We start from the raw sequence: 15320 nt of genomic DNA on the forward strand, positions 1-15320 counted from the left end.
ATCGTTAGAAATACCTTTAATTTATATAATTTGTTTAAAAATTTTCTTTTGTTATTTCTTTTTTTACCAATGCTCTCTTTGCTACATCATAATAATGCTCTATCGAAACGTGATTATTGTTATCTGGAGTATTTTCTAACTCGTAAGCCTTTTTGAAACCTTTTAGTTTTACTTTGATATTTGCATCAACAGCCCGTGTTTCTTTAAACTCACGAATCAAATCTAAAACATCATGAGCAATATACTCAGTATCATGCGCATTGATAATCACTTTTGAATTTTCTGGAATATCATTCAAAGTCTGTTTAATTGCGGCTTTATTCAAAAACGAAACTTCTTGTGCTAAATCGATATGAATTACATCTCCATCTTCATATTCTTCTTTTTTGAAAACATAGGCTCTTTTTAAGTTACCTCTTAATACAAAAATAATACTGATGATGATTCCTAATGCAACTCCTTTAAGTAAATCTGTTGCTACAACAAATACTAAGGTTGCGATAAAAGGCACGAATTGGTATTTTCCTTTTTCCCAAAAATGAAAGAAAGTCGCTGGTTTGGCTAATTTATATCCAACTAAAATTAAAACAGTAGCTAGAGTTGCTAATGGAATTTTATTTAAAACTGCTGGTATAGCCAAAACGCTTATCAGCAAAAGTACGCCGTGAATAATTGCCGACATTTTAGATTTTGCACCTGCATTGTTATTAGCAGATGATCGAACGACAACTGATGTCATTGGCAAACCTCCTAAAAGTGAACTTACAATATTTCCAATACCTTGTGCTCTAAGTTCAACATTTGTATCTGTATAACGTTTTTGAACATCCATTCTATCAGAAGCTTCAATACACAATAACGTTTCAATAGAAGCTACAATAGCAATGGTAAGGGCAACTACCCAAACTTTCGGATTTGCAACTGCTGTAAAATCTGGGACAATCACAATAGATTTTAATTCCTCAAAGGATTTTGGAACTGGCAGAGAAACCAAATGGTCCTTTGCAATTGCCAATGAACTTCCTGAAGAAACAAAAATTTCATTTAAAACTATTCCAACAATAACCGCAACTAGTGCACCCGGAATTAATTTTAAGCGTTTTAAAAACGGTACTTTTTCCCAAGAAATTAAGATCACAAGTGAAACTAATGAAATTACTACCGCTCCTAATTTTATATGATTGATAACATCGAATAAAAATGAAAATGAATTGCTTCCGTCATTTTGAATGAATGCCTGATCGCCTTCAAAATCTGCATCGTAACCAAAAGCGTGAGGCAATTGTTTTAAGATGATAATGATTCCGATACCGGCTAACATTCCCTCAATTACATTGGTAGGAAAATAATTTGATATACTTCCGGCTTTTAAAAATCCTAATGCTAATTGAATTAATCCAGCGATAAAAACAGACAGCAAAAAAACATCAAAAGCACCCAAATCACTAATAGCGGTTAAAATAATCGCTGTTAATCCAGCGGCAGGACCTGAAACGCTAATATGCGACTGGCTCAAGTATCCTACTACTATACCACCAATAACACCCGCGATAATTCCAGAAAATAAAGGAGCTCCAGAAGCCATTGCAATACCTAAACACAATGGAAGAGCCACCAAGAAAACCACCAAACCTGAAGCAAAATCAGATTTAAGGTTAGCAAAAAGATTGATTTTTTTTGTCATAACACAATACTAAAAAAATTATTCATTAAAGATTAACCGCACTTATTCTAAATGCAGTATAGTTCAAAATAATCGGAAGTATTATGCCAAGTTGGGAGGTGGAGCAAATATGCTCGGTGAAATATTGTCTAACTTTACAATATTTTCAGACAGAATGGTCTTTTTTTCAATATAGACTGGCAATATAACTTCATGCTGAAGTATTGCCGGATAAACAGCAGCCTTAAGTTCTTTATGCGAATGCTCTTCTTCAGAAAAACTGAAAAACATAGAAGTATCATTGCTTTTCTTCATCAACGTTACAACAGTAGGCGTTGCCAAGAAAGCAATAAATATGAATAATAATATGCGAGCGATTAATTTCATTGGAGCAAAAATAGTGTTAAAGAAATAAAATCAAAGAGATTTTTATAGAAATTTAACAATAACAAAAAAGCAGTATAATCTAAAGAGATCATTCTGCTTTTAAATCTTTTATAACCAATACATTAAAGCTCTTCTTCAAGCCATGCATTCATCATCCAGATTGTTTTTTCCTGCTCAGCGATAAAGTCACTCATCATAGAATTTGTTCCTTCATCATTAATTTCTGCTGCTTTATTCAAGATTTCTCTTTCAATTTTTAATAAATCAGATAATGAATGAACAATCAATTGAACTGCTTTTTCATCATTCGAAATATTTTTGCCAACAGTTAATTTATTGTTTTTAAGATAATCTTCAAATGTATGCAAAGGAGTACCTCCAATTGTCAAAACTCTTTCGGCTATCATGTCTATTTTTAGCTGAGAATCTGTATATAATTCTTCAAATTTTACATGCAGGTCAAAGAAACGCTTTCCGCGGATATTCCAATGAATTCCTCTTAAATTTTGATAATATACCTGAAAATTGGATAATAAAATATTCAATTCTTTTACTACTAAGGCTGATTCTTTTACAGGCAATCCTAAAATATTTGTTTTCATGGTTTTCTTTTTTTACACTAAGTTTACTACAAATCTAAAGGAAGTTCTCGAAAAAAGTTATAAAAAAAAATTATATTTACTTATTTTTGCATCAAAAAATACTATCAAAATGACGATAACTCAATTACAATATGTGTTAGCTGTTGCCGAACATAAAAATTTTACACTCGCTGCTGAAAAATGTTTTGTAACACAGCCGACATTAAGCATGCAGATTCAAAAAATTGAAGAAGAACTTAATATATTAATATTCGACAGAAGCAAAAAACCTATTCAGCTTACCGATATTGGCCAGAAGATTGTAAATCAAGCCAAAAACATTGTTAATGAAGCCGACAGAATAAAAGATATTGTAGAGCAACAGAAAGGTTTTATTGGAGGAGAATTTCGTTTGGGAATTATCCCTACTATTATGCCAACGCTTTTACCAATGTTCCTTAATAATTTCATCAAAAAATATCCAAAAGTTAAGCTTTTAATTGAGGAACTGAACACAGATGAAATTATCTTAAAATTAAAAAACGGTCATTTAGATGCTGCAATTGCTGCTACCCCTTTAGAAGATGAAAAAATAAAAGAGATTGTTTTATATTTTGAGCCATTTGTAGCTTATATACCAGAACATCACGCTAGTTTTCAAAAAGAAGAAATTGAAGTTGCTGATTTAAATATCAACGAAATTTTACTTTTACAAGATGGACATTGTTTTAGAGACGGAATTCTGAACTTGTGCAAAAACGGTTCGGATATTGATCAAAACAATTTTCAGATTCAGAGCGGCAGTTTTGAAACACTTATAAAATTAGCAGATGAAGGCCTTGGTACAACGTTACTTCCGTACTTGCACACCTTGGATTTAAAAGATTCCGATAAGCTGAAACTGCGCAATTTTAAGGAACCAAAACCTGCTCGTGAGGTAAGTTTAATTTACCCAAAAAGCGAATTAAAAATGCAAATCATTGACGCATTGCGATCTACAATCGCCGGAGTTGTAAAAGGAGCAATTGTTTTTCAAAATGTTCAAATCATTAGTCCGCTGCAAAAGAAATAAAAATAAAAAAGGAGCCAATTGGCTCCTTTTTTTATACTTTAATTAGCAGTAAACTTTGTTTTAATTCTGGTTTTTCAATAATGAAATTTAATAACCATTCTTGCAATTGTTCCATTTCGTACGGTAACAGCGTTTTGATAGCTTTTTCTAACTCTTTGCAGAAAAGTATCGGATCGAAACTTACTCTCTCAAGTATTGATTTCGTGTAATCAAACATCATTTTTGACATAATAAAATAAGATTTTGGGGGGTTATCTATATTTTTAAACTCGCACCAAATTTAAACAAATAACCCATATAACGACTAATTTTAACTAATTTTTTTAAAATATTTATCAACGAAACCGTTTTCTTAGTAAATATAAATCAATTAAGAATTATTCTAAATTAATAATTTATACCTTTTTAAAGGCGCGAAACATCTCACGTTTTCCCGGAGGACCTGCTAATTTTTCGACTGTAAAGCCAACTGAAATCATGCTTCTTTTAACAACGCCACGAGCGGCATATGTTACCAAAACTCCATTTGGTTTTAAACAATTATACATTTTCTGAAAGATTTCAGTACTCCAAAGCTCCGGCTGTACGCGATATCCGAAGGCATCAAAGTAAATCAAATCAAAAATTTCATAATCGTTTATTTCATCAAAAAATTGTTTCCTTTTGGTTAACGAAAAGAGAGTGCTAATTTCGGTTTTCTTATTCCATTCAGATTTATGCATTTTCTGAAAAATGTTCTCAAATTCCAATGCCTTTAACTCCGCAACATAATTCATTGCTAAAACTTCTTCTGCATTTACAGGATAAGCCTCTACTCCTACATAATCAATCTTGTGCTGTTTTTCTTCAGACTCTAAAAAAGTGATAAAGGCATTTAAGCCAGTTCCGAAACCAATTTCAAGAACAGAAACAGGATTATTTTCAAACAACGAAAGTCCATTTTTTATAAAGACATGTTTTGCTTCTTGTATGGCACCGTGTTTTGAATGATAACTTTCATTCCATTCTTCTAAATGAATTGTAGTAGAACCATCTAGCGTTTTTATTATTTCTCTTTTCACTTTTTCGTAATTTATAGTCTGATAGTCTTGGCATTTCAGCCTTTTCATGAGTCAAATTTAGTCAAAACAAATGCGTAAAGCCTTAAAAATCGGCAGTTTTTTCATAAATTCTTTATAAAACAAAGCCTATTTTTTGAGTTTATTATAAGATAAATAAATCTCAGTTAAAGGCAGTAAATAATGCAGTTTTACTAAGTATTTTATATATTTTTATTTAATTTTGCATTTAATAAATTCTATTTTATACTATATCATTACTTTAGATATTTTCTATTGAGATGAAAATTACCTAAAAACTTACATTATTATGAGTACAACTCAAACCAGCAAAATTGAAATCAGAAAAGCCACTTCGTCTAAAATAAGCGGAGTAGACTTCGAAAACTTAAGCTTTGGTGCTGTTTTTACAGACCATTTATTTGAATGTGATTATAAAAACGGACAATGGCAGACTCCGGTCATTAAGCCTTATGCACCGATTTTAATGGATCCTTCATCAAAAGTCTTTCATTATGGACAAGCTATTTTTGAAGGTATGAAAGCTTATAAAGATGAAAATAATGATGTTTGGTTGTTTAGACCTGATGAAAACTACAAACGTTTTAACAATTCTGCTGTGCGTATGGCAATGCCAGAAATTCCAGAAGATATTTTCATGGAAGGTTTAAATGAATTATTAAAAATAGATCAAGAATGGATTCAGAGAGGAAACGGAAGCAGTATGTACATTCGTCCTTTTATGATAGCGACTGGTCCTGGTGTTATTGCAAATCCATCTGACGAATATAAATTCATGATTTTACTTTCTCCTGCAAAATCATATTATGGCGGTGAAGTAAAAGTTATTATTGCTGAACATTACAGTAGAGCTGCAAATGGCGGGATTGGTGCTGCAAAAGCGGCTGGAAACTACGCTGCGCAATTCTACCCAACTAATCTTGCAAACAAAGACGGCTTTCAACAAGTTATTTGGACAGATGATGCAACGCATACAAAACTAGAAGAGGCAGGAACAATGAACGTTTTCTTCAGAATCAATGATACTTTATTAACGGCACCAACAAGCGAGAGAATTTTAGATGGTGTTACCAGAAAAAGTTTAATTGCCATGGCAGAAAAAGAAGGATTAGATGTAGAAGTACGTCCTGTGATTGTTTCTGAATTAGTTGAAGCTGCTAAAAACGGATCTCTAAAAGAAATTTTTGGAGCTGGAACTGCTGCAGTTATCAGTGTTATTAAAGGTTTCTCTTATCAAGATGTTTATTACGAAATGGCTCCTATTGAGAACTCATATGCCTCATTCTTAAAAGAAAAACTGACAAGTCTTCAAAATAAACTTTCTGAAGACACTTATGGATGGACTGTTAAAGTTCAATAATCCAAAACCATATTAAAAAGCAAACCCGATAAATTTAATTTTATCGGGTTTTTTATTTGTAATAAAAATTATCAAATTTGCATTATGGTAAATTTAAAATATAACTTATTATATTTATGTTCGCGTATCTGGATTGAAGAAGACAATGAAAATCCAATCTACTTAAATATTCAGATTGATATTCTTGAAATTGCTCATTATTAAAAAGATGAAATAAACACAACTTTTAAAAAATCTTATAATGTCATTTTTGACACTATTTATTAGGAACAAAAATTAACGCAACTGATAAAAGAATTAGAAAATAAGTAAATTCAATTTGAAATTTTATCTTACAAAAGCTTCGAAAAATCAGGTTTAAAATAATTCGGGCCTTTCATTACTTTTCCGTCTTCACGATAAATTGGCTGGCCGTCTTCTCCTAATTTACTCATATTACTGCGCTGAATTTCATCAAAAACAGCTTCAATTTTATCTTGCAATCCATGTTCGATAATGGTACCGCACAAAATATACATCATATCACCAAGCGCATCGGCAATTTCAACCAAATCATTATTCTGAACCGCTTCTAGATATTCTTCATTTTCTTCCTTCATTAAATTATAGCGGAGCATTTTTTTAGTTTCACCCAAATCAGCAATTGGAGTTTGGCTGTGACCTATTTTAAAAGCAGTATGAAATTCAGTCACTGCATCAAGTTGTTTCTTCATGATTTTAATTGATTAAATGAGGTGGCAAATTAGCAACTATTCGTATACAATTCTCTAAATTTGTGAAAAATAATTTAAAGTATGTTTAGTCAAGGACAATTAATATTCGCAGTCTGTTTTTTTATCGCATTTGTAATCGTTATGATATTCGCCTATCGAAAAGATCTTGCTCTTCATAAAATTTTCTACAAAGGAAATTACAAAGTACTGCTTGTGTTTTTACTTTTTATAGCACTACTATTTGTAATTAAATTTTTCTTCAAACGATAGATCAAAAAATTATTTAGTATTTAGAAGTAAAATAAATTTCAAAAAACTACAATTAAACCATTTCAAAATCGTTTTATTTGAACATATTTTTGATCAAAATACAATTAAATACTATACTTTTATTTTTTGAAGCTATTCGTGTGACTAGTAATAAAATTTATAACTTTACGACACCAAACAACCTACTCCAATGAAGATTCTAAAATATTTATTTCTTTTATCGTTATTAAGCTTAGTTGCCCTAACCGTTTTTGTCGCTACCCAAAAAGGGATTTTTTCTGTCGAAAGAAGCAAAGTGATTAATTCGCCAAAAGCTACTGTTTACAGCTATTTAAATGATTTTAGAAACTACGAAGATTTTGAATCTTGGTCTGCAGAAGATCCTTCAATTCAAATGACGTATCCAAATAAAACGATTGGAAGCGGTGGTTCATACTACTGGAATGGTGAAGAAGGTGCAGGAAATGCAATAACACTTAAAACTAAAGAAGGAGAAAGCATTCAGCAAAAAATGAAATATGATGGAACAGAAGCTGATGTAAACTGGACCTTAAAAGATACTTTGAACGGAAAAACAAAAGTAACTTGGAAAGCGAAAGGAACAATGAGCTTTTTGTTTAAAATATACACTGCCTTAAACGGAGGGTCTGATAAAGTAATTGGAACTATTTACGAAAAAAGCCTTGCAAACATTGACAAAAATTTAGATTACGAAACTAAAACTTTTAATATAAAAGTGAACGGCGTTGTAAACAAAGTCGAAACAGCTTATATTAAACAAACCTTTACAAGCGAAATTCAAAAGGTTAATAAAAACGCTAGAATCGTAATACCGAAACTTATTCACTTTAGCGAAACCAATGGTTTAGGCACAAACGGAAAACCTTTTATTATTTATCACACTTACAACACTACAACTGGATTAGCAAAAATCTCTATTTGTCTGCCAACAAACAAAGAAATTACCACAACTCCAGGAAGTGATATTTTAGGCGGGAAGCTAAATGGTTTTGAAGCAGTAAAAACGACTCTAACAGGCGATTATACACACCTGAACGAAGCAATGGCAAAAACAATTGCTTTTATAAATAATCAAAAAATAACTCCAGAATTAAGCTGGTCGCATCTTGAGATTTTAACGCTCAGCAAACTAGATGTAAAAAGTCCGTCAAAATTAGTGACAGAAATATATTATCCAGTTAAACCAAAAATTGTTCCCGTTACTGAACCTATTCAATCATACGGAACTGAAAACCAAGCCGAAACAGAAGCATCGCCTGCTGATCCTGCAGCCGTAAAACCTGCACCGGTAAAACCTGCAGTAAAAAAACCGGTTACACCAAAACCTGTTACAACTCCAGCCAAAACTCCAGAAGAAGAACAGTCTGAATTCTAAAATAGGGCAAATTAAACCTTTTGTTCGAAATTCATTCTAATAATAAATCAAGAAATTTGACAGACGAGAAGGAATTTATACAACAACTATTAGATCCTAAAACGCAAAATACAGCGTTTCAAAAACTCTTGTCTGATTATCAAAAACCGTTGTATTCTCATATTCGAAACATTGTTCTGAATCATGATGATGCTGATGATGTTTTGCAAAATACTTTTGTGAAAGTATTTCAATACTTAAAAAATTTTAAAGGCGAAAGCAAGCTTTTTTCTTGGATGTATCGTATTGCAACCAATGAAGCTTTGACTTTTTTGAATCAAAAAGCAAAATTAAGCGGCTTGACATCAGAAGCTTTACAGAATAAAACTATCGATAATTTAAAAGCCGATGTCTATTTTGATGGAGATGAAATTCAGATAAAACTTCAAAAAGCAATTGTCGCCTTGCCAGAAAAACAGCAATTGGTATTTAAGATGAAGTATTTTGAAGAATTAAAATACGAAGAAATAGCAGAAATTTTAGGTACATCAGTAGGAGCATTAAAAGCATCTTATCATCATGCAGTAAAAAAAATTGAATTATATGTTACATCAAATTAAACCTTTTGTAACAAAACCTATCTTATAGATATTATGAAAGCATTTAAATTAGAAAACGAACCGAAAATCAAATCTGGATTTAAAACTCCAGACCATTATTTTGATGATTTATCGGCAAAAGTTTTACAGCAAATAGACAAAAGAGAAGTTAAAGTAATTCCGTTTTACAAACGTAAAAACGTAATATCGATGCTGGCAGCAGCGGTAGTCGTTATTGCATTAATGATTCCTATAGTAAACAATTATAACGCAACATCAAAAGAACTGGACGAAGATACTTTAGAAACGTATTTATCGTATCAATCGAATTTAAATCAATACGATCTGATTCAGAATTTAGACACTACAGATATTCAGAAACTGAATAAAAATGTTGCTATTGAAGAGGAAACGCTTGAAGATATTTTAGCATCAAACCCAAACATTGAACACTTAATTTCCGAATAAAAAATAAAACTTAAAAGATGAAAATCAAAAACATACTACCGATAATTCTATTCCTAGTAAGTTTTTCATTTTATGCACAAAACGGCAGAATAGATGAAAAGCGCGAAAAGGTTAAAGCTTATAAAGTTTCTTTTTTGACGACTGAATTGGAATTAACTCCAACAGAAGCTGAAAAATTCTGGCCAGTATACAATGCTTATGACGATAAACAATTCGAATTAAGACATTTAAAGATGAAAACGTATTTAAGCAAATTAGATGATGACAATATCAATTCGCTTTCAGAAAAAGAAGCTGGAACACTTCTAAGCCAAATCGAAAGCACTGATAAAGAATTATATCTTTTGAGAGAAAAATATAATACAAGTTTAAAAAAGATACTTTCAGCAAAAAAGATACTTAAGCTTAAAAAATCAGAAGATGATTTTAACCGAAAATTGCTAAAACAATATCGAGATAAAGCTGGCAAAGATTAAAAACAAGAAACAACAGCGATAAGACCCCTATATAATAATGCTTACTTTATTATTTAGGGGTCTTATTATTTTTAAATTACTTAAAGTTAAGTTTTGCCATGATATTGTAACCCGCTGCAATTGCGGTATTCTTATTTATAAAACGGATAGTAAAAAACTTAGGCTCAGGAGATAATTGCACCCAAGAAGCACCATTATCAGTAGAATAATAAATACCTGAAGCTCCTACGCATACTAGCTCTTTTCCTTCACCGCCAGGAACATATTGTACGCATGAAGCATATCCAAAACCTTGTTCTTGTCCTACTAATTTCCAAGTTTTTCCTCCGTCGATTGTAACCGCTTTATTGTCAGATTTTTTATCCGGAAGTTCGTAATCTCCTCCTGCTATAAATCCATTTTTTTCATCAAAAAAGTCAGCTGTAAAAATTCCGGTCATGCTTTTGCCCTGCGTTATTGGAGTATCAATAACTTTCCAAGTTTTAGCTTTGTCTGGAGAATAAAAAACACGTGCTTTTTTTCCGCCAGAAACTAGCCATGTATCATTACCTTTAATTACGATATTGGTGTTACTTGCTGCAAAAGCAGATTCGCCTGTTGCATTTGTAGGCAGTTTGTCTGATAATAATTTTGTCCAAGTCTCTCCTCCATCTCTTGTAACAATAATCGAAAAAGTATCTTCTGTAGGATCACCTATTGCTATTCCTTCTTTATCATTCCAGAATTGCATGCTGTCATAAAAAACTTTTGAATTAATCTCTTTGTAAACTAATTTTACTTTTTGCGTTTTTTTAGAAACTTGATACAGTAATGCAGGGTTTCCTACACTTAATAAAAATACATCATTTGAAGTTTGAGCAATACTTCTAAATTCTAATTTAAGCGTATCACGGTAAATATGCTCTTCGAATTTCTGATTTTTATCTAAATCATAGCTGCCAAAGCGAGAATTATCCCCACCATACCAAACTTTATTTTTATCAATTGAAATGGCGCGAATACTGATTTTATCCTTAAATAAAGTATCTATTTGCACTGTTGAAAACCAATTACCAACATTTGCCTTGTCACTGTTATTCAGTGTTTTAAAAGACATAAATAAAACAACAGCACCAAAAAACAACATTATTTTTCTCATAGTAGGTTAAAATTTATTCGGTGCTAAATTACAATTAATTATAAAATATATGCAAGTTTTGTTCTTTTTTATGGTATGATTTTTGAACAATTGAAATAAATTTTAACAAGTAAAATATGAAAATAATTGTAGGTTTTGTAAGCTTATTTTTCTTAAGTATAATTCAAGCCAATGCTCAAACGAAAGTTGTTGTATCTCCTAAAAATTCATACGTTAAAGAAAATTTAGATTTAGATGCAGTTTCTAATATTTATGAAGAATCATCTAATCTTCAAGATTTTGAAAATAGATTAAATAATCCGGGATATCGAATTTCAAATTTAGATTTAAACAATGACGAAAAAGTCGATTATTTAAGGGTAAGTCAAAAAATGGAAGGCAACATGATTAAAGTTATTATACAATCTGAAATCGAACCCAATACTTATGAAGATGTAGCAAGTATGAATTTGCTGATTCAGCCTAAGAAAAAAAGATCTAATCCTGTTGCCGTCATACCCGTACTATCTTCTATTTTAGACATAATATATAAAATAGTGATAATAAAAAACGAATTACAACCTTTATATCATTGATACACAACAAATTAAAAAATACAGATCATTAGTTATTTTTTGTGGCACAATAATTGGATAATTCAAAATACAAATCTTAATAAAAGATATCATGAAAACGAAATTACTTTTACTCGCACTATTAACATTAGGTATAAGTTCTTCTCAAGCTCAAGCAGGAGCAACAGTATACGCAAAAAATTCAGACATAAGCGATAATTTAGATTTAAGAGCTGTGGCTTCCATTTTTGGAGAATCTGCAAATCTTCAAGATTTTGAAAGACGCTTAAATGATCCAAAATTTCAAATTTCTAACCTTGATTTAAACGGTGATGATCAAGTTGATTATTTACGTGTAATTGAATCTGTAGAAGACAGAACTCACGTAGTAATTATTCAGGCTGTTTTAGATAGAGATGTTTATCAAGACATTGCCACAATCGATGTTGAAAGAGACAATTACAATAAAGTAAATGTTCAGGTTGTAGGAAACACATATTTATACGGAGCTAATTATATCTACGAACCTGTTTACAATGTAACTCCAGTAATTTACACATCATTCTGGATCACCAATTACAGACCCTACTATTCTAGCTGGACTTGGAATTACTATCCGACATATTATTATGCATGGAGACCTTACCCAATTTACAGATATAGAAACAACATTAATGTTTGTATCAATGTAAACAACCGTTACAACTATGTAGATCATAGAAGAAGTTACAGAGCTCCGGCTTTATACGAAACAAGACGTACATATGGTTATGAAAGAATGCGTCCTAACAATAGTTTTGCTCAAAGAAATTCTAGTGTTAACAACAGATACGAATTAGATCAGAGACGTGTTGCCAGCAGAGAATCAAACAGAAATCAAAACAATTATAACGTAAACAGACCTAACAATTCTAGAATTTCTAATACAGAAGGCAGAACATCTAACAGAAATTATGCTGAAAACAGACCTTCTTCTGGCGATAGAAACTATAACACAAATCGTCCTGCAAGCAGAGATAATAGTGTTACAGCAAGTAATCCTGTGAGAGTTGAAAACACTCCTAGAACAGAGCCTAGAAGAGATTACAGCCAAAATAATGGAAATGCTTCAAGAGGAAATTCTGAAAACAGACCAAATACAGAGAGACCTGCTGCAACTAGACAAGAACCATCAAGAACGTATTCTGAAAATAGAGGAAATAGTGAAAACAGAGCTTCTGCTTCGAGACCACAAAGCACTCAGAACACACAAAGATCTGAAGCTCCGAGAGCAAGCCAAGAATCTAGAGGCGGTCAGCCACAAAGAGAAAGCGGTTCTGGTTCAAGAGGTGGTGGAAGAAGAGGTTAATATCAAAATCGCATTTCTTTATAAAAATCGAAAGCAAAATTTAACGATTGTGCTTTTTTTTATCTTTTTAATTATAATTGATGCTAATTTGTTTTAAAACAGTAAATTTGCAACCGTCTTTTATAAAAATATACATGAGCGCATCGCATAAAAACTTACATAGTAAGTTGTCTATAGGGGGTTTATTGATCACATTAGGGATAATTTATGGAGATATAGGTACTTCCCCATTATATGTAATGAAAGCCATACTTGGTGAACATATCATTAATGCTGACATTGTTTTAGGAGGCATTTCGTGTGTTTTCTGGACTTTAACATTACAAACCACTATAAAATATGTTCTTATAACCCTAAGTGCTGATAATCATGGTGAGGGTGGAATTTTTGCTTTATACGCCTTAGTTAAAAAAACTAAGATTCAGTGGCTCATTGTGCCCGCCATTATTGGAGGAAGTGCACTTCTTGCCGACGGAATTATAACACCTCCCATTTCAATATCATCTGCAGTAGAAGGAATCAGAGCTTTTTATCCAACAATGAAAACTGACACAATCGTCGGCATTGTTATCGGAATTCTGTTCGTTTTATTCACTATTCAACAATTTGGAACTAAACTGGTTGGGAAGTTTTTTGCTCCAATGATGTTAATTTGGTTCGCCATGTTAGGAACACTGGGAGCTATACAGATTTCACATCATCCTGAAGTTATCAAGGCGATTAATCCTTACTATGCATATCATTTACTACAAATTCACCCTGAAGGCTTTTTTGTTCTTGGATTAGTATTTTTATGTACTACTGGAGCTGAAGCTTTGTACTCTGATATGGGGCACTGCGGTAGAAAAAACATCAGAATCAGCTGGATATTTGTTAAAGCCACTTTAGTTTTAAACTATTTTGGTCAGGCCGCTTATTTAACACATCACGTAGGAAGCACATTACAGCAATTAGGCGGTGAAAACGGAAATCCATTCTATTTGATTATGCCTCATTGGTTTTTGCCATTCGGAATTGTCGTAGCAACTTTAGCAGCTGTAATTGCTTCTCAAGCACTTATCAGCGGTTCATTTACATTGATTAATGAAGCGATGCGTTTGAATTTCTGGCCGAAAGTAAAAATTAAATATCCTACTGAAGTAAAAGGGCAATTATACATTCCTTCAATCAATTGGTTATTATTTTTTGGTTGTGTTGGGATTGTATTACACTTCAAAGAATCCGGAAATATGGAACATGCCTATGGTCTTGCCATTATTTTGTGTATGATCATGACAACCATTTTGCTGAATTATTATTTGATTATGAAACGCGTGAAATTATATTTCATGGTGCCGCTTATCACTATTTATTTGTTGATTGAATTTAGTTTCCTTATTGCTAATATCACAAAATTTATTGACGGTGGTTTTGTAACCTTAATTATTGCAATGCTTTTAATTTCAATAATGACGATCTGGTATTTGGCTAAGAAAATCAACAAGAGCTATACTAAAATCATCAAAATTGACGACTATAAAAAGGTATTGATGGAATTGAGTGAAGATTTATCGATTCCTAAATACGCAACGCATTTGGTTTATATGACGAATGCAAATCGTGTTGATGAATTAGAGGAAAAAGTAATTTATTCGATTTTACAAAAACGCCCAAAAAGAGCTGATATTTATTGGTTTGTTCACGTAAACATTCTTACTGAACCTTATAAGACACAATATAAAGTTACAGAAATCGCGAAAGACGACATTTATAGAATCGATTTTAATTTAGGTTTTAGAGAACCAACCAAAATCAATTTGATGTTTAGAGAAGTAATTCGCGACATGGTAAAACGTGGCGAAGTAGATATTACCAGCCGTTACGAATCATTAAACAAAAACAATATTATTGGTGACTTTAAATTTGTATTGTCTGAAAAATTCTTATCAAATGATAATGACTTAAGATGGCACGAAAACATCATCATGAACTCTTATTTCTTCATTAAAAAATTAAGCTTATCTGAAGAAAGAGCTTTTGGTTTAGATAGCAGTTCGGTTAAAATCGAGAAATTCCCGATGGTGCTTCACGCTCCTGAAAATATTGGTTTGACCAGAATTATAAAATAAACCTTTACAAAATACATTCAAAAAACACTCTTTTAACTTTATCAGAGTGTTTTTTTTCTTTTTAAACGAAAGTCAAAATAACATTCAAAATTAAAAATTTAACTTTCAATCAATTAATAGTACCTTTGC

At 31.7% G+C, this 15320-nt stretch carries 17 protein-coding genes; 10 read left to right on the top strand and 7 right to left on the bottom strand.

Going from position 1 to position 15320, the window contains the following annotated elements:
- Nucleotides 1-34: 34 nt before the first annotated feature.
- The 3 genes from IRZ83_RS12950 to IRZ83_RS12960 all read right to left on the bottom strand — a co-directional run bounded on the left by IRZ83_RS12950 (nucleotide 35) and on the right by IRZ83_RS12960 (nucleotide 2652).
- Nucleotides 35-1684 (bottom strand): SulP family inorganic anion transporter, encoded by a 1650-nt coding sequence (locus IRZ83_RS12950; RefSeq protein WP_194569313.1) that lies wholly within the window; start codon nucleotides 1682-1684, stop codon nucleotides 35-37.
- An 81-nt stretch (nucleotides 1685-1765) separates the two neighbouring features.
- Nucleotides 1766-2050: a hypothetical protein gene (locus IRZ83_RS12955; protein WP_194569315.1), complete on the bottom strand. Its 285-nt coding sequence runs from the start codon at nucleotides 2048-2050 to the stop codon at nucleotides 1766-1768.
- Between the two features lie 122 nt (nucleotides 2051-2172).
- Nucleotides 2173-2652, bottom strand: coding sequence for a Dps family protein (locus IRZ83_RS12960; RefSeq protein WP_029272928.1), 480 nt, complete (start codon nucleotides 2650-2652; stop codon nucleotides 2173-2175).
- 109 nt (nucleotides 2653-2761) lie between these two features.
- Here IRZ83_RS12960 and IRZ83_RS12965 point away from each other — a divergent pair, with 109 nt between their 5' ends.
- Nucleotides 2762-3703, top strand: a complete 942-nt coding sequence (locus IRZ83_RS12965) for a LysR substrate-binding domain-containing protein (RefSeq protein WP_029272927.1) — start codon at nucleotides 2762-2764, stop codon at nucleotides 3701-3703.
- Between the two features lie 31 nt (nucleotides 3704-3734).
- Here the strand turns inward: IRZ83_RS12965 and IRZ83_RS12970 are convergent, their stop codons facing one another.
- Nucleotides 3735-3932, bottom strand: coding sequence for a hypothetical protein (locus IRZ83_RS12970; protein WP_017496117.1), 198 nt, complete (start codon nucleotides 3930-3932; stop codon nucleotides 3735-3737).
- 166 nt (nucleotides 3933-4098) lie between these two features.
- Nucleotides 4099-4764, bottom strand: a complete 666-nt coding sequence (gene mnmD, locus IRZ83_RS12975; protein ID WP_194569355.1) for a tRNA (5-methylaminomethyl-2-thiouridine)(34)-methyltransferase MnmD — start codon at nucleotides 4762-4764, stop codon at nucleotides 4099-4101.
- A gap of 307 nt (nucleotides 4765-5071) precedes the next feature.
- On the opposite strand from mnmD, the gene IRZ83_RS12980 reads away from it, so the two are divergent.
- The gene (locus tag IRZ83_RS12980; protein ID WP_029272925.1) at nucleotides 5072-6142 is read left to right on the top strand and encodes a branched-chain amino acid aminotransferase; all 1071 of its coding nucleotides are present in this window, start codon (nucleotides 5072-5074) and stop codon (nucleotides 6140-6142) included.
- 332 nt (nucleotides 6143-6474) lie between these two features.
- Here IRZ83_RS12980 and IRZ83_RS12985 read toward each other — a convergent pair whose 3' ends face one another.
- Nucleotides 6475-6855 (bottom strand): nucleoside triphosphate pyrophosphohydrolase family protein, encoded by a 381-nt coding sequence (locus tag IRZ83_RS12985; protein ID WP_029272924.1) that lies wholly within the window; start codon nucleotides 6853-6855, stop codon nucleotides 6475-6477.
- A gap of 81 nt (nucleotides 6856-6936) precedes the next feature.
- Between IRZ83_RS12985 and IRZ83_RS19520 the strand changes: the two genes are divergently transcribed.
- The 5 genes from IRZ83_RS19520 to IRZ83_RS13005 all read left to right on the top strand — a co-directional run bounded on the left by IRZ83_RS19520 (nucleotide 6937) and on the right by IRZ83_RS13005 (nucleotide 10043).
- Nucleotides 6937-7125 (top strand): hypothetical protein, encoded by a 189-nt coding sequence (locus tag IRZ83_RS19520; protein WP_029272923.1) that lies wholly within the window; start codon nucleotides 6937-6939, stop codon nucleotides 7123-7125.
- A gap of 190 nt (nucleotides 7126-7315) precedes the next feature.
- Nucleotides 7316-8521, top strand: a complete 1206-nt coding sequence (locus tag IRZ83_RS12990) for an SRPBCC family protein (protein ID WP_194569317.1) — start codon at nucleotides 7316-7318, stop codon at nucleotides 8519-8521.
- Nucleotides 8522-8577: 56 nt separating this feature from the next.
- Nucleotides 8578-9120, top strand: coding sequence for an RNA polymerase sigma factor (locus IRZ83_RS12995; RefSeq protein WP_029272921.1), 543 nt, complete (start codon nucleotides 8578-8580; stop codon nucleotides 9118-9120).
- A gap of 33 nt (nucleotides 9121-9153) precedes the next feature.
- Nucleotides 9154-9567 (top strand): hypothetical protein, encoded by a 414-nt coding sequence (locus IRZ83_RS13000; RefSeq protein WP_029272920.1) that lies wholly within the window; start codon nucleotides 9154-9156, stop codon nucleotides 9565-9567.
- A 17-nt stretch (nucleotides 9568-9584) separates the two neighbouring features.
- Nucleotides 9585-10043, top strand: a complete 459-nt coding sequence (locus tag IRZ83_RS13005) for a sensor of ECF-type sigma factor (protein ID WP_194569319.1) — start codon at nucleotides 9585-9587, stop codon at nucleotides 10041-10043.
- Between the two features lie 76 nt (nucleotides 10044-10119).
- Here IRZ83_RS13005 and IRZ83_RS13010 read toward each other — a convergent pair whose 3' ends face one another.
- On the bottom strand, nucleotides 10120-11181 hold the full coding sequence (locus IRZ83_RS13010; protein WP_029272918.1) for a WD40/YVTN/BNR-like repeat-containing protein: 1062 nt from the start codon (nucleotides 11179-11181) through the stop codon (nucleotides 10120-10122).
- A 116-nt stretch (nucleotides 11182-11297) separates the two neighbouring features.
- Between IRZ83_RS13010 and IRZ83_RS13015 the strand changes: the two genes are divergently transcribed.
- The 3 genes from IRZ83_RS13015 to IRZ83_RS13025 all read left to right on the top strand — a co-directional run bounded on the left by IRZ83_RS13015 (nucleotide 11298) and on the right by IRZ83_RS13025 (nucleotide 15191).
- Nucleotides 11298-11756: a hypothetical protein gene (locus IRZ83_RS13015; RefSeq protein WP_194569321.1), complete on the top strand. Its 459-nt coding sequence runs from the start codon at nucleotides 11298-11300 to the stop codon at nucleotides 11754-11756.
- Nucleotides 11757-11847: 91 nt separating this feature from the next.
- Nucleotides 11848-13083, top strand: coding sequence for a hypothetical protein (locus tag IRZ83_RS13020; RefSeq protein WP_194569323.1), 1236 nt, complete (start codon nucleotides 11848-11850; stop codon nucleotides 13081-13083).
- A gap of 134 nt (nucleotides 13084-13217) precedes the next feature.
- On the top strand, nucleotides 13218-15191 hold the full coding sequence (locus IRZ83_RS13025; RefSeq protein ID WP_029272915.1) for a KUP/HAK/KT family potassium transporter: 1974 nt from the start codon (nucleotides 13218-13220) through the stop codon (nucleotides 15189-15191).
- The last annotated feature ends 129 nt before the right edge of the window (nucleotides 15192-15320 follow it).

The organism is Flavobacterium sp. JLP (assembly GCF_015350755.1).
Taxonomy (GTDB): domain Bacteria; phylum Bacteroidota; class Bacteroidia; order Flavobacteriales; family Flavobacteriaceae; genus Flavobacterium.

Coding starts and splice junctions, on each gene's coding strand:
- IRZ83_RS12950 (WP_194569313.1), bottom strand. CDS start 1,684: ATGACAAAAAAAATCAATCTTTTTGCTAACCTTAAATCTGATTTTGCT.
- IRZ83_RS12955 (WP_194569315.1), bottom strand. CDS start 2,050: ATGAAATTAATCGCTCGCATATTATTATTCATATTTATTGCTTTCTTG.
- IRZ83_RS12960 (WP_029272928.1), bottom strand. CDS start 2,652: ATGAAAACAAATATTTTAGGATTGCCTGTAAAAGAATCAGCCTTAGTA.
- IRZ83_RS12965 (WP_029272927.1), top strand. CDS start 2,762: ATGACGATAACTCAATTACAATATGTGTTAGCTGTTGCCGAACATAAA.
- IRZ83_RS12970 (WP_017496117.1), bottom strand. CDS start 3,932: ATGTCAAAAATGATGTTTGATTACACGAAATCAATACTTGAGAGAGTA.
- IRZ83_RS12980 (WP_029272925.1), top strand. CDS start 5,072: ATGAGTACAACTCAAACCAGCAAAATTGAAATCAGAAAAGCCACTTCG.
- IRZ83_RS12985 (WP_029272924.1), bottom strand. CDS start 6,855: ATGAAGAAACAACTTGATGCAGTGACTGAATTTCATACTGCTTTTAAA.
- IRZ83_RS19520 (WP_029272923.1), top strand. CDS start 6,937: ATGTTTAGTCAAGGACAATTAATATTCGCAGTCTGTTTTTTTATCGCA.
- IRZ83_RS12990 (WP_194569317.1), top strand. CDS start 7,316: ATGAAGATTCTAAAATATTTATTTCTTTTATCGTTATTAAGCTTAGTT.
- IRZ83_RS13000 (WP_029272920.1), top strand. CDS start 9,154: ATGAAAGCATTTAAATTAGAAAACGAACCGAAAATCAAATCTGGATTT.
- IRZ83_RS13005 (WP_194569319.1), top strand. CDS start 9,585: ATGAAAATCAAAAACATACTACCGATAATTCTATTCCTAGTAAGTTTT.
- IRZ83_RS13010 (WP_029272918.1), bottom strand. CDS start 11,181: ATGAGAAAAATAATGTTGTTTTTTGGTGCTGTTGTTTTATTTATGTCT.
- IRZ83_RS13015 (WP_194569321.1), top strand. CDS start 11,298: ATGAAAATAATTGTAGGTTTTGTAAGCTTATTTTTCTTAAGTATAATT.
- IRZ83_RS13020 (WP_194569323.1), top strand. CDS start 11,848: ATGAAAACGAAATTACTTTTACTCGCACTATTAACATTAGGTATAAGT.
- IRZ83_RS13025 (WP_029272915.1), top strand. CDS start 13,218: ATGAGCGCATCGCATAAAAACTTACATAGTAAGTTGTCTATAGGGGGT.